Source organism: Persicitalea jodogahamensis (genome assembly GCF_014651615.1).
Classification (GTDB): domain Bacteria; phylum Bacteroidota; class Bacteroidia; order Cytophagales; family Spirosomataceae; genus Persicitalea; species Persicitalea jodogahamensis.
On the sequence record NZ_BMXF01000005.1, the window covers coordinates 286,072 to 304,819 of the forward strand.

At 53.0% G+C, this 18,748-nt stretch carries 11 protein-coding genes; 5 read left to right on the forward strand and 6 right to left on the reverse strand.

Going from position 1 to position 18,748, the window contains the following annotated elements:
* The first annotated feature begins 2 nt into the window (after positions 1 to 2).
* Positions 3 to 533, forward strand: a complete 531-nt coding sequence (locus tag IE117_RS22365) for a DinB family protein (RefSeq protein ID WP_189567455.1) — start codon at positions 3 to 5, stop codon at positions 531 to 533.
* A 22-nt stretch (positions 534 to 555) separates the two neighbouring features.
* Here the strand turns inward: IE117_RS22365 and IE117_RS22370 are convergent, their stop codons facing one another.
* Positions 556 to 1,782 (reverse strand): 4-hydroxy-3-methylbut-2-enyl diphosphate reductase, encoded by a 1,227-nt coding sequence (locus IE117_RS22370; RefSeq protein WP_189567457.1) that lies wholly within the window; start codon positions 1,780 to 1,782, stop codon positions 556 to 558.
* 352 nt (positions 1,783 to 2,134) lie between these two features.
* Here IE117_RS22370 and IE117_RS22375 point away from each other — a divergent pair, with 352 nt between their 5' ends.
* The 3 genes from IE117_RS22375 (at position 2,135) to IE117_RS22385 (ending at position 4,390) form a co-directional block, all read left to right on the forward strand.
* Complete coding sequence (locus tag IE117_RS22375) at positions 2,135 to 2,692, forward strand: RNA polymerase sigma factor (RefSeq protein WP_189567459.1); 558 nt, start codon at positions 2,135 to 2,137, stop codon at positions 2,690 to 2,692.
* A gap of 71 nt (positions 2,693 to 2,763) precedes the next feature.
* Entirely contained in the window at positions 2,764 to 3,366 is a 603-nt protein-coding gene (locus IE117_RS22380; RefSeq protein ID WP_189567461.1) for an anti-sigma factor, read from the forward strand.
* Complete coding sequence (locus IE117_RS22385) at positions 3,344 to 4,390, forward strand: hypothetical protein (protein ID WP_189567463.1); 1,047 nt, start codon at positions 3,344 to 3,346, stop codon at positions 4,388 to 4,390. The genes IE117_RS22380 and IE117_RS22385 overlap by 23 nt, the downstream gene beginning before the upstream one ends.
* Before the next feature lie 72 nt (positions 4,391 to 4,462).
* Here IE117_RS22385 and IE117_RS22390 read toward each other — a convergent pair whose 3' ends face one another.
* The 3 genes from IE117_RS22390 to IE117_RS22400 form a co-directional block, all read right to left on the reverse strand.
* The gene (locus IE117_RS22390) at positions 4,463 to 5,062 is read right to left on the reverse strand and encodes a YMGG-like glycine zipper-containing protein (RefSeq protein ID WP_229581308.1); all 600 of its coding nucleotides are present in this window, start codon (positions 5,060 to 5,062) and stop codon (positions 4,463 to 4,465) included.
* A gap of 255 nt (positions 5,063 to 5,317) precedes the next feature.
* Positions 5,318 to 7,615, reverse strand: coding sequence for a DUF7133 domain-containing protein (locus IE117_RS22395; RefSeq protein WP_189567465.1), 2,298 nt, complete (start codon positions 7,613 to 7,615; stop codon positions 5,318 to 5,320).
* A 105-nt stretch (positions 7,616 to 7,720) separates the two neighbouring features.
* Positions 7,721 to 9,787, reverse strand: coding sequence for a T9SS type A sorting domain-containing protein (locus IE117_RS22400; protein WP_189567475.1), 2,067 nt, complete (start codon positions 9,785 to 9,787; stop codon positions 7,721 to 7,723).
* A gap of 222 nt (positions 9,788 to 10,009) precedes the next feature.
* On the opposite strand from IE117_RS22400, the gene IE117_RS22405 reads away from it, so the two are divergent.
* Positions 10,010 to 10,717 carry a 3-keto-disaccharide hydrolase gene (locus tag IE117_RS22405; protein ID WP_189567477.1) on the forward strand — a complete coding sequence of 236 codons (708 nt, stop codon included), beginning with the start codon at positions 10,010 to 10,012 and terminating at the stop codon, positions 10,715 to 10,717.
* Positions 10,718 to 10,817: 100 nt separating this feature from the next.
* Here IE117_RS22405 and IE117_RS22410 read toward each other — a convergent pair whose 3' ends face one another.
* Entirely contained in the window at positions 10,818 to 12,017 is a 1,200-nt protein-coding gene (locus IE117_RS22410; protein ID WP_189567479.1) for a PQQ-dependent sugar dehydrogenase, read from the reverse strand.
* 63 nt (positions 12,018 to 12,080) lie between these two features.
* A complete protein-coding gene (locus IE117_RS22415; RefSeq protein WP_189567489.1) occupies positions 12,081 to 18,641 on the reverse strand; it encodes a putative Ig domain-containing protein in 6,561 nt (2,186 codons plus the stop codon).
* Between the last annotated feature and the right edge of the window lie 107 nt (positions 18,642 to 18,748).

An 18,748-nucleotide genomic window follows, 5' to 3' on the forward strand; every position in this document is an offset into this window, starting at 1 on the left:
AAATGACACAAACAGAGCTCAAAACCTCCTTCGCCGAGATCATGCAGTCTTACATCGACGCGCTGGATCGCTATTCCGATGAACAGTTTATGGCTAAACCCGACGAGGCGGAGTGGTCACTCGGGCAGATGTACCAGCATCTCTACGAAGCCAATACCTACTTCTTTCTGGCCAACGTGAAGCGTTGTCTGGAAAAGCGGAAAGGACAAAGAGGAGGCGAAATGACAGCAGCGGGCGCTAATGTTTACGAACATAATAGTTTCCCCCCGATAAAAATCAAGCGGCCTGCCGCTCCGAATGCCCCTGAACCCATCGCTCAGGATCGGCAAATATACAAAGCGCTCTACGCGCAAACGCTAAGTGATGGTTTGGCATGGGCCGAGGCGCTGGCGCAGGACGATGGCAACTACAAAACGGAGCATTTCAGATTCGGTTGGCTAAATGGTGCCGAGTGGCTGCAGGGATTGGAAATTCACGCCCGGCATCACCTCCGGCAGCGGCAGGAGCGGGAAACATGGCTGGGGATCGGATAGTACTTAAGCCATAGCCAGATGGCTACCGAAACTCCTGCATCACCGCTTCGACCGGGCGTACATCCTCATAAAACGACAAAATCCGCATCAGAATCCCCTCCACCACGGCGTCGGGACAGGAAGCCCCGCATGTGAGCAGGATAGTAGCCGGAGTGTTTTCGGGCAGGTAATCCTTCGTGGTCATTTCCTCTTTCTGACGTAAATTGAAGTGCTGGATAAGGGTTTTATCCAAAATTTTATCCGCCGAGGCAATGAAGTATGTCGGTAGTTTGCTTTCGCAAAGTTCCACGAGATGCGACGTATTTGAGCTGTTATAGCCACCCGCCACAATCGCCAAATCCGCCGGATGGGTGAGCAGAGCGTAGGTGGCATCCTGGTTGTCGTTGGTGGCGTAGCAAAGCGTGTCACGGGTATTGGCAAAGTGTTCGTCCACCGCATTCGGGAGAAGCTGATAATGGCGGATCATTACCTGCTTAAGATAATCAGCAATTCCCTGCGTGTCGGATGCCAGCATGGTAGTTTGGTTCACCACGCCAATGCGCCGCAGGTCGCGGGCGGGATCGAAGCCTTCGGAATACTGACCCGCAAACTCTTCGAAAAAAGCTTCGGTGGCACTTTCGCCCGTGATGTAGGTAGCCAGCCGCTGCGCTTGCTCCATGTTTTTCACCACCACCGTGGGTGTTGCCTGCTGGCCGTGTGAGAAGGTGGCACGGGTTTCTTCGTGCATGGGCTTTCCGTGGACGACGACCGTATAATCCTTCTCCCCAATCTGTGCGGCCCGGTTCCAGACTTTCTCCACGAAGGGACAAGTAGTGTCGTACTGGTAAGCATCGATGCCGATAGCCGAAAGCTGCGCCTGAATCTCAACCGTGGTGCCGAAGGCTGGCACCACCACTACATCGTCGGGCGTCAGTTCAGTCCAGGGAATGAGCTGGTTTCCTTTGGTATCCATAATGAATCGCACGCCGCGCTCCTGCAGGTCGCGATTAACGTCAGGGTTATGGATCATCTCGCTCAAAAGGAAAATACGCTTGCCCTCGTTTTCGGAGATAGCCTTGTAAGCGATTTCTATAGCGTTTTCCACCCCGTAGCAAAACCCAAAATGCCGCGCAATCAGGAAACGCACCGGACCAAAGTCAAGTACCGTAGGCTTGAAGTCGCGCTTCAGCTTGTCGGCTTTGCGGCGGAATTCCTTAATGGGCGTGATGATGCTGCTTCGGTAGAAGCTGGGAATGTCAAAGGTTTTCATTTGTAGTGGAGAGTTAGGGGCCGTTGCGGCGTATGGACTCCGAAGCAATGGTGTACAGTTGACTGTTTATCAGTCAAATTTTCCAGCTTGTGACAGTAGGTTAACCACAAAGATACGTTTGCTCAGAAAATAACAACGGCCTTCGGAGCTTTGTTCGTTCGGGCGTGACGAAAGCCTTTTTACAAAAAAACTACCCCGCCGTGCAACATCCCGTCCTTCCCCGCAGTCTTTATTCCAGAACGTTCAAAAACTCAGACAGCGATAGGATGACTAATTAAAACGCGACAATCCAGCCGTAGGTAGTGCTGCTCCGTGCCAACTTTAACCGTTCCCTGTCCACTCAAAAACCTCCTTGGAAACTAAATTGTACACCGACCGACACGTCGAACTGGTGGAACGCTGCAAACTTGGCGAGCGTCAGGCTCAGTATGCGCTGTACAAACAGTATTCGAAGGCGATGTTTAACGTATGCATGAGGATGCTCGATCACGCGGGTGAGGCGGAGGACACATTGCAGGAGGCATTTGTGGATGCTTTCACGCACATCGGACAGTTCCGGCAACAGTCAAGCTTTGGGGCATGGCTGAAGCAGATCGTCGTCAATAAAGCCATCACCCAGCTGCGGAGCCGGAAAATGAAATGGGTCGAGATAGGTGAGTGGCAGACAGAGAACGGGGACACCTACCCGGCAGACGAAAGCGACGACTTTCTCGAAGAGGCCGAGTACGAGGTTGAGCGCATCCGTCGCACCATGCAGCAACTTCCCGAAGGCTACCGCGTGGTGATGACGCTCTACCTGTTTGAGGGCTACGACCATGAGGAAATCGGCGAAGTACTTGGAATTAGCGAAGTGACATCCCGGACGCAGTACCTGAGGGCGAAAAGGAAATTGGTGGAGATGATGAGGTAGAAAAAATAGCAACTAAACCCTAAATAAATCGACAATTTGACTCAAACATTACATTCAACCCAGAAGTGAAAATGAAAAAGTCTTCGGATAAAAAAGACCAGTTGGAGCGGTTTGTGCGCGACAATCGGGAGGATTTTGATCGGTTGGAACCAGATGATTCGTTGTGGGGACGCATTGAAAATCAGCTGGGCGATACGGAACCCGAAGTGGTAGTACCCATAAAAACGCCTCCCCGCTTTCGGGATTGGGGACGGGCATATTTCGACTGGCGTGTAGCGGCGGGGCTGCTGTTGGCATTGGGCGTTTCGTATCTCGTGTACTTGAACAAAGAATATGGCGTCACGCGGGATCCGCAGGTGGCGTTGAATGTGCCTACCTACGCTCGTGAATTTACGCAGTACAACGATGCTATCGATCAAAAACGCCGTGAACTGATCCGGCTGACGACCGATAATCCCGATCTCTATAAAGAATTTTCGGCCGATCTTGATCGTTTGGAAAAAAGCTATGGTAATCTGCGCTCGGAACTAAGCAAAGCCCCGAATCAGGAGGCTCTCGTGCAGGCAATGATCCAGAACCTGCAATGGCAGATCGATCTGCTCAATCAACAATTAACCATCTTACAACGCATCAAACAGGCAAACGAACGCCATGAAAGCAAAGCCATTATATAGTACACTCTTTCTGCTGCTGATCGCGTGGACGACCCACGCCGGAGAAAATCAGCTCGTAGAGAAGCGCCGCACGGTAATCAAGACCTTTACGGTGGGAAGAAACGACCGCCTGACGGTGGACAATCAATACGGGCAGGTAAAGATCAATCTCTGGGAGAAAACCGAGATCAGGGTTCAGGTAGCCATCACGGCCAACGCTCCCACTGACCAGCGCGCCGAAGACTACCTTCGCGCCGTCAATATTGAGGAGAAGCGCGAAGGCAATATCATCAGCCTGCTCACAGAAATCGACCGCAGCCAGTTTGGCAAAAGCAACTGGAACGCCTGGCGAAGCAGTCCGGGCGAGAAGAATTCCATACAGATCGACTACACGATCAATATGCCTAAGTATAACCCGCTTATTGTCAGGAATAAGTTTGGCAATACGGATATTCCGTCCTTCCGGGCGCCCCTACAGGTTTATTCCCGGAACGGACACTTCTCGGCGGACGATCTGGAAAACAATGACAACAACATCGAGGTACTATATGGCACGGCTAAAATCGGCAACATGGACGGTGGAAAAATGGAAATTAAGTACAGCAACCTTGATTTAGCCCGCGTACGGTCATTAGTGCTGGATTATAAAGGCGGTAAATTGAAGATCGGCGAGGTAAAAAACCTGGAAGCCGATATTGACTACTCGGAATACACGGCTATTGGAAACGTGCAGGAATCCTGTAAAGTAAATCTTAGCTACTCGGGCAATTTCCGGGTAGGTCGGCTCCCGGCTTCTGCTGGTAATGTGAACATTCAGGCTTCTTACTCATCGGTGGTACTTCCCGCTGAATCCAATCAGTTCGATGTGACGGTAACAAATGGCAGTTTTCACCTTCCCGACGATGCCAAGGTCATTTATACCAATCAGCCCGCCAAGACAAATACCTTTCGTGAAACCAAGCAATACTCCGGCACTGTGGGATCAGGCCACGGCACAGTCATCAAAGTGGTGTCGCACTACGGAGACGTACGGTTGAAGGACTAGGTTTTTATTCAAAAAAGAAGCGCAGCCCGGCAGGATATCCTGTCGGGCCGCGCTTCTTTTGCACAATCTTCTTTATCTCAGAAAAGTATTTGACGCGAAGTAGGGCGTGCTCTCTGCTTTCTTCTCTTTTCTCTTGTCAATAATGACACCCGTTCCGGCACCCGCACCTGCACCGACTACGGCGCCGATTACGGCTCCTTTCACACGGTTGTTCTTAGAAACGATGGCCCCCGTGGCGGCTCCTACGCCTGCTCCGATCAATGCACCTTTCACAGGCGTACTCATGCCCTTTTTCTTCACTTCCGCGGCGGGCTTAGTATCAGCGGTTGGTGTCGTCCTATAAGCGTCAGTGGGCGACGTTGTTTCGTGCTGGGTCCATTCATTGTCAACTTGCTGAGTACGGCGTGAATCTGCTGGCAACGCTGTGCCCAGATAAGCATTCCGGGCATTCGTGTTCTCGAGAGCTGCCAAAAGTGCGGGGTCGGTGCCCTCTTGCTGGGCTTTTACCAAATCAAGTTCGTGTTGTAGTTTCAGGATTTCGGTTTCGTGCTTGACTTGCGTCAACTCGGCCTGCAACTCAGCGGTTGAGGGGTTGGCGGGATTGGTATTGTTTACGCCATTACATGCAAACATAGCACTTGCGATCAAGGTCATTCCGATTAGCTTTTTCATGGTTTTTCAAATTAAGCTCCTTAGTTTTTAATAAAAACAGATGAGCGGGTGAAAAAAATAGTGTCTCCTCAAAGCCTTTTTGAAAAGTACATGGGTTAGAAGGATAGAGAAGCCGAGGGTTTATTCCTGTCTACTAAATAAATACAGGGAAGCGTTAGACCTTTGACGTAACCTGCTTTTTATCAACCAGAAAAGGCCACAAGATTTTTTTTTCTTGTGGCCTTTTATTGGTGTTGCTTAAACTCTAAAAATCGCCTACTGCGCCGCTTTGTCCAGCTCTTCCCAAGTCCAGGCATGATCGCGCCCGGCGGTTTGGCTCCTGACCTTCCTGACTTCTTCGGGTTTCACCAGCACTTTTTCCATGGTCTCCGGATTATTGCGCGGCGGATTTTGACCTGCGTAGGCCAGGTCATAGCGGATATAGCTCAGGACGGAGGCGATCCACTCATCGCTGTTGGCACCCATCGGGGGCATCAGGTCGGGGTAGGTTTTTTCCTCTATCGGCCCCGTCAGGCCGTGCAACAGTATTTTGATTTCCTCTTCCTTCTTGCCCAGCATTCGCCGGGCGTTCCCCGACAGCACGGGGGCCAGATTGGTCGGAGAGCCCTTGCCCTCGGCCCCATGGCAGGTGGCGCAAAGCGACTTGAAGGTGATCGCCCCATCCAGTACCCTTTTGCGGCTGGCGGCATCCAGTTTGCCCAATCGTGAGCCGTAAGTACGAATGGCTTCGTTCTTTTCCTGGCTTTCCCGCACGGCGGCAAGCATTTCGTTGCCGGCATTTTTAGCAAGGATACCCTGTGCTACGGCTCTGGCCTGGGGCGATTGACTGTAATTCAGCGATAATAACAACTGCGTGAGAACATCGTAGCTGGGATCTTCTTCCAGGGTTGCCAGCCGGGTCAGTGTCTGTGCATCATCCATTTTGAGAAAAGGCTCGCTGTTCCAGATCGCCGCCCGCCGTAGTTGGGCATCGGATGACTGCATCAGTGCGAAAAGTAACTCTTTGTCTACCGCATCCAGCCCTTCGAGTGTCCAGAGGGCATGAAGTTGACCAAGGGCCGAAGGAACGCGGGATAAGGCTCCCTTCTCACCCAGGGTCATTTGTCGCAGGGCCGGAACGACCGATTTATCGCCGCGTAGCACGATTTCCTTCTGAGCATTGTCACGCCACCAACCGTTGGGATGATCGAGGTACTTCACCAGTTGGTCCGTCTTTTGGTCCAGCATCCGGGGCTGAGGGCCCGGTTTCAAACCGTCATATACCAGGCGGTAGATGCGGCCCCGCTGCTTATTGGCGTCCAGTCCCAGCCGCTGCACTTGCGGACGGAGGTAGCTGTCTTTGCCGACCCAGGTGGCTTCCTGGATGATGCCCCGGTTCATGTCCACGATGTACAGGCAGCCATCCGGGCCGGTGTAGGTATTCACGGGCCGGAAATTCATGTCCGACGAAGCAATGAATTCTTCGTGGTCGTACACGTTTTCCAGGGTAGTTTTGCCGGCTCTATCCACTACCTTGGCCCGGCGAATGATGCGGGCCACGGGTTCGGCAATGAGGTAATCGCCTACGAGCGTTTTGGGCAAGCGGTCGCCCCGGAAAATAGACTGGCCGTTGCCCGCCGTAAAGTGATTCAGGGTCGTGTCGGGGCGCAAACGCTTCAGGCCACCTTGCACGTCCGGAGTTTTAATGATGGGCCAGACGGGGCCAAAGGTGGCTTCATCGTACGCATCACGGAAATTGAGCTGGCCGTATTTTGGGTTGATCTGAAAGCCGATGCCCGCGTTCTCGGCCCCGCCCTGGCTGAAAAAGAGCCGTCCGTAGTTGTCGTGCGTAAGGCCCCACTGCCCGAGGTTGCCGCTGGTAAGCGTATCTGCCTCAATCATGCCATTTCTATAACGGAAGCGTACCGGGTCCACGGTAATATAAATCCAGTTGTCAAGGTTCCAGTCCAGACCGCTGCGCTGGTGTTCAAGGTTGCCGGGAGCCTTCCGGCCTACTTTATATACATGCCGCTTCTGGTCGGCTTCACCGTCACCGTCCGTATCTTTATAAGCATACATGTCGTAAGTATCGGTTTCGCTCACCAGCAATTCACGGCCCACGCAAAGGATGGCACGTGGAAGCAGCAGCTTATCGATAAACACCGACCGCTTGTCCATTTTGCCATCGTTATCAGTATCTTCCAGTAGCAGGATACGGCTGGTAGGTTCGTGTTCGCCCGTACCTTCCACATCCTGCATGTAGGTTTCCATCTGGGCCACGTACATCCGGGCATTGCCGTCCCAGGCAATGGCTACGGGTTCGGTAATCATCGGCTCACTTGCTACTAATTCGAGGTGGTAGCCTTGGGGCAAACGGAAGGAGTGCAGTGCCTGCTCGGGGGTCAGGGGAGCGGGGGAAGGGTTGTCGTCCACAACGAAGGGCTCGGCGAAGCCTGATTCGGGAAGTACCCTGGTTTCCTGCGCCTGATTGTTAGAGTTAACTGATCTCGTGCAGGTCACGATCAGAAGCGAGGCAATTGCCAGCAGGCCTGCAAGCCAATAGTTACGTTTCATATTTCAATTTTTTATGGAAATATCAAAAGTAAGCTATCCAGACAAAGGATTTACTTGCGCTGTTCCTGTTGCCCTTACAAAAAGAGTAATCACGTGGGGCGGTGCTTATTCCACCATAATATGACGCGACGATCGCCCGCCTTGTTCGTCCCGAAATTGAAGAAGGTACCTGCCTGCTGCTACCCCCTGGACAGATAGGGTTGCCTGAGTCGTCCGGCTCAACGTTTTTTGCCCGACAACCGAACCTTTGAGGTCGTAAAGTGCAAATTGGCCAGTCACGGCCTTCTCAAAATTAACTGTAATATAGTCGCGGCTGGGGTTCGGGTAAGCAATCCAGTAGCTCGTTGCGCCGGGATTCAGGGATAGTATTATATCCTCCTCCTCGGTGGTCGTATCTGTCACGGCTACGGAATCCGTAGCTACTGTCAGTTCGACAAAAGGTGATTCCGACCGGGAGCTTATGGCCCGCAAGCGATAAGTATATCGGGTTTGGGGTTCCAGCCCCACATCCAGAAAGTAGATTGACTGGCCATCATAATCACTAACGGAAACGAACGTGCGCTCCCTTTCCTTTTTCCTTTCCAAAATATACCGGACGGAATCATCCTCGACAGGCTCCCAACTAATCCTGATGGTCTTTTCAGCTTCTTCTTTCAAGGTGTCTTTCCTGAAATTTTCGATAATCAGCGCATCCCTGATCGGGACACTATGGAAAGAAAATGCCGCCAGACCGTTTCTGTTTCGTAACAAATGACCTGGAAATACGGTAAAGGCCGTGCTGTCGACAAAAGAAGGCAGATAGGACAGTCGGTGGGTCGCGATGGCCGAGTCGAGCGTCAGGGTAATGCGGTTTCCCAATACCTGATGCGCGGCAATCGGGAGAGTAAGGGAATCGTTTTCTCCAAAGAAAAACAGATCCCTTCCCCGCAACGAAACTGGCTTCCCTTGCTTATCTGTCACGATTGTATCAGTCGGCCAGGATATCTCCTGGCCTTCGTCGAATTCCAGAACGATGGCATCTTTTTGGTTGGAGGTGTAAAATACCTTTCGGACATCGGGCGATCGGTTGTTTACTTCACCCATCGTGCCATAAATGCCAGGCGAGATAAACCTGAACATTTGCCGTGCCAGTTCTACATAGCCCGCCAGGCTGTAATGTATGCCATTATACCCGGCAAGTCCTACCGTGGCAAAGTGGGTAGTTTTGGGATACAAAATTGGAATGCGACGCTGAAAATCTCGAATCGTTCCTGCTTCGGGATTCAGATTGGCGAGCAGGTTGATCTGCATGACGACAAAGGTGTCTGCCATGGGAAAATCTTGCTGCCAATAGTGGTACAGTGTATCGAATTTCTGAACATAACCGGGAATTTTTGCCAGCACATCTTCTTCGCCCTGCAGCCAGAAAAAAGCACGGACTCGGCTAGCTCCCGACTTGCGCACCCGAAGCCGCAGCAAATCGTAAATAGTGTGAATCGAGCTGCTGTCACGCCGGATGTGCTTCTGAATGCCTGAACCCGGTACCGCTCCATTGATAACACAGGTGGGTATTTTGAAGGATTCCTGAATCCGCCTTTGCAGATCGAGCCCCCACACCCCCACCGAAGGCCACGAAGAATGTGACTGCAGCCAGAGGGTATCCTTAGCGTAATAATCCGGATCGGAGTCAGGCACCCGCGCTACGGTACGGCAGTATTTGCTGGAAAAATTGAGGTCTTTGGGATCGTGTCCCGTGGAGATAGCATTGGACTGTCCGTTGATAACGAAGAAATCCCCTGCCACGACGTCGTCCCGGCGCACCACCAGCGTGGAGTCTGTCCCATCCCGGCGCACGTATACTGCAAAATCATAATCAGCTAACTCGGCTTTGATTTTGGGGTTGAAACTAAAACGGGCTGAGCTGTCTTTTTCCGCATATATAAGCGGGCTGCGCTGGTAGGCCAACGGCTGTTTGTTACGGTAAATCACCACCGAAACAAAACGGTAGCCCAAGCTACTGACCCGGCCGGAAATCGGCACGACAGCCTGGTTGCTGTCGTTGCGGGCATAAAGCTGGAAGTTGCGGGGAAGTTGATCGAAAGTGGCCGGACCAAACTTTTGAGCCTGAGTTTCAACCATGAAGCCCAAGGCAAGGATTATCGTCAGCCAGACGCTATATGTGCGTTTTCCCATGCGATTACTGCTCGAATTCTACGCTCTGCTACCTTTTCTCGTTTCTTACAAAATTGCCTCTGGCACTAAAAAGGTTACGAAGGTACTAAATTAGCCTTACGCGAAGCAAACCTGAATCACTAGAAAGAAAGTTGTTTTGCTGGTTAAATGTTAGATTCGGCAGTCAGATGCGCTGGCAAGTAGTTGAGGCACCTTCGGTTCTTATCTGGAAAAAATTTATTTATGAAAAATCTCTTTCCCCGCCTTTGTCTCGCAGTCATTGTATTGAACAGTGCTGCGGCTTGCTCCCGCGCACAGCCCGATAGTAAAAGCCTTTTCAATGGCAAGAATCTGCACGGCTGGCATGCCGACGTCCCTGCCATGGATACCGACACCACAGCGCGAATGCCCTTTGTGGTGCGCGATGGGCTGCTGGTCAGCCTCGGGACGCCCGGCGGTCACCTCATCACCGATGGTACCTATAGTAATTTCCGACTGGAACTGGAATACCGATTTGCCGGAAAGCCGGGCAACTGCGGAGCGCTGGTTTTCGTTTCGACGCCGCGCGCCCTGTACGACATGTTCCCAAAGTCAATCGAAGTGCAGATGATGCACACCAATGCGGGCGATTTCTGGTGTATCCAGGAGGATATCGTGGTCCCCGACATGGAAAAACGCCGGGGTCCAAAGGAGAAATGGGGTGTTAACGGAGACAAACTGCGTCGCATTCCCAACCTTACCGACGGCTCGGAAAAGCCCGTGGGCGAATGGAATAAGCTAACCATCGAGTGCCTGGGCAATTCTATAAAAGTCTGGATGAATAACGATTATGTCAACTACGGCTATGACGCCACGGCCAGCAGCGGCCATATTGCGCTACAATCGGAAGGATCCGAAGTGGAATTTCGGAAAGTGCAGCTAACCCCGATCAAAAAATTGTCAGATTCGTAAAGCCAGCCGGCACACACCTGCGAACCCGGGTGTCGTCCGATAGCTGCCGCAAATGGGGCGAACCTATGTGTCCGCCCCTACTTTGTTTGAATTTTTGCAATTATTCCGCGGCGGTAAGTGTCAAGATCTTTCCGCCGCTATAATCGAAGAAATACAGTTCGTTCTGCTCATCAACGCCAAATGCAGAGATCGACGCGGATTTATTTACTACGAGGTCATTTTTCGCCGCTGCGTTTGCGGGTACTTCCAGCGCCCAGATTCGACCGCTGGCGTAGTCACCATACACGTACTTTCCCACCAGGTCGGGTAGTTTCTTGCCACGATAAACATAGCCGCCTGTGATGGAAATATCGCCGTTGGCGTGAGTGTAGTCCCACACAGGGTCGATCAGTCCGGCTTCCTGACAGTTGTTCTTAGGATTAAAGCAGTCATCCGCTTCTTTTAGACGCCAGCCGTAATTGCCTCCCTTCTCAATGATGTCGATTTCTTCGATTTGATTCTGTCCGACGTCAGCCGCCCAGAGCTTATTGGTGGCCGGATCGAAACTGATCCGCCATGGATTCCGCAGTCCGTAGGCATAAATCTCCTCCCGCGTCCCGTTGTTGTCACCCCGGAATGGGTTGTCCGCTGGAATACCGTAGTTGCCTTTCCCGGTAGCGTTGACATCCAGCCGCAATATTTTACCCAGCAGGCTGGTCTTGTCCTGGGCATTATTTTTGGGATCGCCTCCGCTACCGCCATCCCCCGTCGAAACGTACAGGTACCCATCCGGTCCAAAATGCACCGCCCCACCATTGTGGTTTGAGTATGGTTGCTCATAAGTGAGCAGGATGGTCTCACTACCGGCATCAGCAGCGCCCGTGGCGGGGTTACTTACCCTGTAACGGGCCACAACGGACTCCCGCGGGCTATCACGGGTGTAGTTGACGTAGATATACCCATTGCTTTTGAAATCAGGATGGAAGGCCAGGCCCAGCAACCCCATTTCGCCGCCACTTTTCACCTTATTCTTTATATCGAGAAAAAGTGTGGCTGAAGAAGGGTTTCCCGCCGCGTTGAAAAACCGGATCGTGCCCGCCTGCTCAACCACAAATAAGCGGTTGGTACCATCGCCTGCATTAACCAGCTCCACGGGGTCAGCAAATTTAAGTCCCGGAAAAGCTTCCGCCACTTTATAGCTGACCGCGCCGGGGGGCGTGGGGGTTACAGGGTTGCCGGAGCCGTCGTCCTGGCCATTGCCACAGGCGACTAGTACAAATAGTGCTGACCAAGCCAGCAGTTTATGAATGGAAAGTGTCATGTTCGTTGCGTTGTTTCTTTTTACAACGAACAGACCGGGTGATGTGTTCTATTTCATAACTTTCTATTTTTTCTCGGACTTCATGATCCGCAACGTGTGTGGTTGGCCGTCCTGCCCGGTAATCCGCAGAAAATAAATGCCCGACCGCGTCGCGACCTCCGTTAGATTGACTTCTAGCAATGATCGCTCTACACGCCATTTGGACTGATCCAGTAGTGTGCTTTTCCCCTCTACCGACAAAACCTCCACGGCTTTGGGGGTAAAGTCTTCTCCATCCATCTGCACCTTAACCAGATTCACAAAAGGATTGGGATAAGCTTTCCACAACTCCACGGCCGGGAAAACATCGCTCTCCTCCACGCCCAGCCGAACCGGCATGTTGTTCGCTTTGATAATGTCGAATTGAATAGAGCGGGTGGTTACCACGGTGTTGTTTCGGTAGGCGGTCACTTTCAGATTGTAAGTACCCACCTGAGGACTAAACCCAGAACCATTGCCATACAAACCAAAAGGAGCCAGCTCGTCGGTGTGTTTCTTATTAGTAGGCCCCGTAAGCTCGAAGCTCACCGAATTGACATCGGCGTTACTTTCCACGTAGAGATCGAGATTTGCAGGCAGAGTACTGATGGCAATAATATCGGCGTTCGAAATTTCCCTGACTTTCTTGGGCTGTTCTCCTGGCTCATATAGGATAATGTGCAACTCGGCTCGCTCTACCCTCAGCATAAATTCCACCGTGATTGAAGCGCCTTTGTCGTCTACAGCCGTCACCTTCATGGGGTAGTTACCCGCAGCGGTAGGGTTTCCGGCCAGCAGCGAACCATTTGCAGTGATGCCCGGCGGTAACGCCGAGGCATAGCTAATCGATGCGATCGTTCCGTCAGAATCTTTGAAATATTCTTTCACATCGAACCGGAAAATCTGACCCATGATCGCTAAGAGGTCGGGAACAGGCTGGGCAACCGGAGGCGTATTCCCTCCCCCGACCGTAAGCTTAAAAGTAAGCTGGGTAGAAGAGTTCTTGTCGTCGAAAGCCCGTACAGTCACGGTGTATTCGCCCACTTCTGTTGGGCGCCCACTGATCGTGTCGCCCTGGGCGCTCAGACCGGCGGGCAGGCCCGAGATTTCCAAACGTGTGATCTTCCCGTCGGTATCGAAGAAAGTACCTGCTGGAATCACGAAGCGATACACGGCATTGCTACTGGCTACCTGGTCTTCGATAATCTTGGCCACCAGCGGAGGGCGGTTGCCCCGGACTGTCAACTTGAAAGTAAGCTCCACGGAGAAGTTTTTATCGTCAAAAGCCCGCACGGTCACGGTATATTCGCCTGCCTGAGCAGGAAGCCCGCTGATTGTATCGCCCTGGGCGCTTAGTCCAGCGGGCAGACCCGAGATTTCCAAACGTGTGATCTTCCCGTCGGTATCGACGAAAGTACCTGCTGGAATTACAAAGCGGTATACGGCGTTGCTATCGGCCACCTGGTCGTTGATGGCCTTTGCCACCAGAGGCGGGTGGTTGCCATACACCGTAAGGCGGAACGTAAGCTGTACGGAAGCTTCCTTGTCGTCAAAGGCCCGCACGGTCACGGTGTATTCACCCACCTTGGTGGGCCGACCGCTGATTGTATCGCCTTTGGCGCTCAGACCGGCGGGCAGGCCCGAGATTTCCAAATGTGTGATCTTCCCGTCGGTATCGACGAAAGTACCTGCTGGAATTACAAAGCGGTACACGGCGTTGCTGTCGGCCACCTGGTCGTTGATAGCTTTGGCCACCAGAGGAGGGCGATTGCCATACACCGTAAGGCGGAACGTAAGCTGTACGGAGGCCTCTTTATCGTCAAAGGCCCGCACGGTCACGGTGTATTCACCCACCTTGGTGGGCCGACCGCTGATCGTGTCGCCTTTGGCGCTTATCCCAGCGGGCAGACCCGAGATTTCCAAACGTGTGATCTTTCCGTCGGTATCGACGAAAGTACCTGCAGGAATTACAAAGCGGTATACGGTACTGCTGTCTGCTACCTGGTCATTAATGGCTTTGGCCACCAGCGGCGGGCGATTTTCGCCCAATACCGTCAGGTTGAAGGTGAGCTGCACAGTGGCATCAGCGTTGTCTTTTGCCACCGCTACCAGCTGATATTTTCCTGCTTTGGCAGGTGTCCCGGATATGGTTCTTCCACTGCCGGTCAATCCCTCTGGGAGCCCCAGAATCGTGACTGAGGCAATGGTTCCATCAGGATCACTGAAATGGCTTTCCGGAATAGTATAGCTGAAAGGTTGATTGACCGGGGCCGTTTGGTCGGGAATCGTACCGATCGCAATGGGCGCAAGGTTGTCTGCCGAAACGGTGAACTTGAATGTAGCCTCTGCCGCGCCCCCACCGTTATCGGTCACCCGGACCACCACCGTGAACACTCCTTCCTTGGTAGGGGTGCCCGAAATCAGCGTCCCGTCGCCTTTGAGTCCGTCGGGCAGACCCGTGAAAGCAAAAGCGGTAAGTACGCCGTCGGGATCTACGAAGGTGCTATCCGGAAGACGGCGGGCGAAGGGCGTGCCGACCTTGGCAAACAGTTCGACCGGCGGCTTTACCAATGCAGGGGGAATGTTGCGGTTTCCCTCATCATCCACCACCACAAAATGAATGGTTTCGTCGCTGAGCTGAGCACCTTCACGGTCGGCCTTTTCGTAAGATTTGACATTCAGGGTGTAGCGGCCTGCCGTAAATACCACGCCTCCATTGTCACCAAAAACGCCGTAAGGAGCTCTGTTATCAGTACTGCCTACCGAGTAAGGGCCTTCCATCTTGAAGACGTAGCTCCCTACTGCGCCTGTCTTGGGCGACACCAGGATATTGACGATCAACTTGGCGTCGTCGCCCCGGAGGGTGTCCCCATCTTCCATATAGTGAAGGAAACGCCGGGTCAGGAAGTTACCCGCCTGGAACAGGCTGAATATGTTGGCTGTCGGAGCAGGCGAAGCTTTGTCTACAGAAATTTTGAACTGAGTGGATACCTCGGCACCCAGATTATCGCGGGCTGTAACAGTCACGCCGAATTCACCACTGGTCAAGGGACTACCCGTGATTTTCCAGCCATTCAGGCTCAGTCCATTGGGTAAACCCGCAGCTGATATACCTGCGATCGTTCCATCAGGGTCAACAAAGGTTTCCTTCGCAATTTCGTACGTAAAGGATTGACCTACTTTGCCCTTTTGATCGGGTATGGCCTTGCTAACCAAAGGAGGTTTGTTTTCGGCGTCTTTCCCGGCCACCCTGAATCTGAACTGCGTCGCGGTTTCGGCTCCCTTATCGTCGCGAGCCGTAACCGTTACCATAAACTCACCGCTGACAACAGGGATGCCCGATAGCTTGCGGTCAGCCAGCACGATGCCTTCAGGCAATCCCTTAGCCGTAATGCCCGTGATGGTACCGTCGGGATCGGTGAAAGTACCAGCCGCAATCTCGTAGCTAAAAGACTGTCCGACCTTTCCCTGCTGATCGGGAATGATTCTGCTGACCAGTGGGGGCTGGTTCGCACCTTCTTTCGGGGATATCGTGATCTTGAACTGCGTGGCGATTATCGCGTCCCGGCTGTCGCGCGCCGTGACCGTGACGATGAACTCGCCGCTCGCCGTGGGTGTGCCCGACAATCGCCAGCCGCTCTGGCTCAAGCCACCGGGCTGGCCCTTGACCACAATGTCAATGATGGGGCCGTCAGGGTCGAAGAAAGTCTCCTTCGAGATCGTGTAGTCGAAATTCTCGCCCACCTTGCCCTGCTGGTCGGGAATGGCTTTTCTGACCAGGGGCAGCACGTTTCCGCTTTCCTTTGAGTCCACGCGGAACTTAAACTGTGTGGACACTTCGGCGCCCTTGTCGTCGCGGGCTGTGATTGTCACGACGAATTCGCCGCTCAAACCGGGGGTACCCGACAGCTTGCCCTCGGAAAAGATTATTCCAGCCGGTAATCCTTTGGCCGTGATACTGGCAATGGTTCCATCAGGATCGGTAAAGGTTCCCTTTGCAATTTCGTAGTTGAATGCCTGGCGCTCCTTACCCTGCTGGTCGGGGATGGGACGGCTGACAATGGGGGGCTTATTAATACTGTCATTTTTAACAACCTTAAATCTGAACTGCGCGGAGACCGTGGCTCCCTGGTTGTCTCGGGCCGTAACCGTTACCATAAATTCACCGCTCACCGTTGGTGTTCCGGCAAGCTTCCAGCCGTTCAGGCTCAGGCCTTCGGGCAGGCCCGTGGCCGTAATGCCCGTGATGGTACCGTCGGGATCGGTGAAGGTTTCGGCCGCAATATCGTAGCTAAAAGACTGTCCGACCTTTCCCTGCTGATCGGGAATGATTCTGCTGACCAATGGGGGCTGGTTCGCACCTTCTTTCGGGGATATCGTGATCTTGAACTGCGTGGCGATTATCGCGTCCCGGCTGTCGCGCGCCGTGACCGTGACGATGAACTCGCCGCTCGCCGTGGGTGTGCCCGACAATCGCCAGCCGCTCTGGCTCAAGCCACCGGGCTGGCCCTTGACCACAATGTCAATGATGGGGCCGTCAGGGTCGAAGAAAGTCTCCTTCGAGATCGTGTAGTCGAAATTCTCGCCCACCTTGCCCTGCTGGTCGGGAATGGCCTTTCTGACCAGGGGCAGCACGTTTCCGCTTTCCTTTGAGTCCACGCGGAACTTAAACTGTGTGGACACTTCGGCCCCCTGGTCGTCGCGGGCTGTGATTGTCACGGCAAACTCGCCGCTGGCGGTAGGGGTACCCGATAGCTTACGGTCAGTCAGCGCGACGCCATCAGGCAGACCCTTGGCGCTCAGGCTGGCGATGGTCCCGTCAGGGTCGGTGAAAGTACCAGCCGCAATCTCGTAGTTGAATGCCAGCCCGACCTTGCCCTGCTGGTCGGCAATAATTCTGCTGACCACGGGCGGTTGGTTGACTCCATTATTGTCTTTAGGATTTACGCGGAACCTGAACTGAGCGGATACTTCGGCCCCCTTGTCGTCGCGGGCTGTGATTGTCACGGCAAACTCGCCGCTGACGGTGGGAGTGCCCGATAGCTTGCGGTCAGTCAGCACGATGCCATCAGGCAGTCCTCTGGCAGTCAGGCTGGCGATGGTCCCGTCAGGATCGGTGAAAGTACCAGCCGCAATCTCGTAGGCAAAGGTCTGCCCGACCTTGCCCTGCTGGTCGGGGATAATCTTGTTGACCAGAGGGGGCTGATTTGCTGGGGGCGTAGCGTCGAGCAGGTCCTCAATCAACAGCACCCGGATCGGTGTCTTGGTTTTCGCGTATTCGTCCCGCCATTTTTCCTGCACTTTGCCTGTACCCTGCCGAATGGCTTCTGTGAGTGTGTAAGTGACCGTTTGAGTTGGCTTTACTTCCTGGACAGGCTTATTGAGCCACTTGCTGGCCATTTCTTTGATAAGGTTTTCGTAGCGTGCGAAATTGAAATCGCGGTCAATCCCGAAGAGATTGAACCAATCGGCCCCGTGTTCGTAGGTCTCGTTGATAAAATCGCGGTAAACCCCTATGTCGACGCTGTTATCGTTTCCCAGTTCGTTTCCGATGATTCTGCCGGGTAGATTGGAGCGCATCAGATCGGCGGCAAAGCGGTGAGGATAATGGTGATTATCGTTCACCTTAAAACCATCTGCTTTGGCATTTATAGAAATAAAGCCAAGCGTGCCCCTCAAGACGCTCAAACCATCGTAACAGCTCCCCATGTCGTTGTAGTACTTGTAGCTGCCATCCACCCCTTTGACGACATCCGTAAAACCATCGACGGTTCTTTTTAAGACAAAATGCCGGAAAAGGTACCAATCCAGACCTATGTTACCGTAATGTCCACTCCAGACATCACCCTTTATATAAGGCGGCTCGATATCCGAGAAGCGGGAATAGTCCGATCCCCAGGTCTTGTTCAATTCAGCGAGCGTTTTGTATTTTGCCTGCACCCACTCTTTAAATTCCTTTCTGGAATAAAAGGAATAATCGAACAACTGAAGCTCGTTCTTGTTGCTGGCCGGATTGTGTGCATCTACACTAAAACCTACCTCAGCCGCATTATTGGCTACGACCGTCACCAGCACAACCTCGCCCGCCTGCTGACGGGGGCGAAAATGTTCCGCTGCATCCCGTACAAAGCCCTTGGCTTCATTCACAGCGTCAGGAGCCGAAAAGCTAAATCCGTTGAGATCCTTATGGCGTACTCCGTCACCCGAAACAGGACGGACGTTTTCGGGCCACCAGCCCTCAGCCCCTTCTTTGCCATCACTATGGCGGGCCACCCATATCCGCAGGAAGATTTTACAGCCCAATCGCTTAGCAAGTTCCGCTTCCTTGTCTATCTGACTCCAGTCGGCGGCGGCACCCCGCTTTCGGTACACATGATCCCAGTTGACATTAAGTATAAAGGAGTTCACGCCTGCTCTCGCCGCCCTCTCCATTAGAGGCAGGTAGCTGTCGTCGTCTTCCACATTGGTAATGGACATGCTCAGGTAACGAGGCTGTCCGGGCGGTGCTATCGGTGTTCCGGCAGCCGTGATTCGCATGGTCAAGCTGCCAAGAATAACAATAAGAAATGCGTACACTACCCCCATGGTCGTGTAAATTTTACTCATACTTAGCTGTTTGCTATTTATTTGAAAATGTATTTCTGATGGGGTAGAGGGGGATATTTGATTGCGCAAACAGGAGCAACAATCAAGCCAAGATGATTGCAAATCGA

Excerpts from the sequence above, each read along its gene's own strand:
- IE117_RS22390 (WP_229581308.1), bottom strand. The coding sequence starts at position 5,062 with ATGAAAAAGCTAATCGGAATGACCTTGATCGCAAGTGCTATGTTTGCA.
- IE117_RS22380 (WP_189567461.1), top strand. The coding sequence starts at position 2,764 with ATGAAAAAGTCTTCGGATAAAAAAGACCAGTTGGAGCGGTTTGTGCGC.
- IE117_RS22400 (WP_189567475.1), bottom strand. The coding sequence starts at position 9,787 with ATGGGAAAACGCACATATAGCGTCTGGCTGACGATAATCCTTGCCTTG.
- IE117_RS22410 (WP_189567479.1), bottom strand. The coding sequence starts at position 12,017 with ATGACACTTTCCATTCATAAACTGCTGGCTTGGTCAGCACTATTTGTA.
- IE117_RS22405 (WP_189567477.1), top strand. The coding sequence starts at position 10,010 with ATGAAAAATCTCTTTCCCCGCCTTTGTCTCGCAGTCATTGTATTGAAC.
- IE117_RS22385 (WP_189567463.1), top strand. The coding sequence starts at position 3,344 with ATGAAAGCAAAGCCATTATATAGTACACTCTTTCTGCTGCTGATCGCG.
- IE117_RS22395 (WP_189567465.1), bottom strand. The coding sequence starts at position 7,615 with ATGAAACGTAACTATTGGCTTGCAGGCCTGCTGGCAATTGCCTCGCTT.
- IE117_RS22370 (WP_189567457.1), bottom strand. The coding sequence starts at position 1,782 with ATGAAAACCTTTGACATTCCCAGCTTCTACCGAAGCAGCATCATCACG.
- IE117_RS22415 (WP_189567489.1), bottom strand. The coding sequence starts at position 18,641 with ATGAGTAAAATTTACACGACCATGGGGGTAGTGTACGCATTTCTTATT.
- IE117_RS22365 (WP_189567455.1), top strand. The coding sequence starts at position 3 with ATGACACAAACAGAGCTCAAAACCTCCTTCGCCGAGATCATGCAGTCT.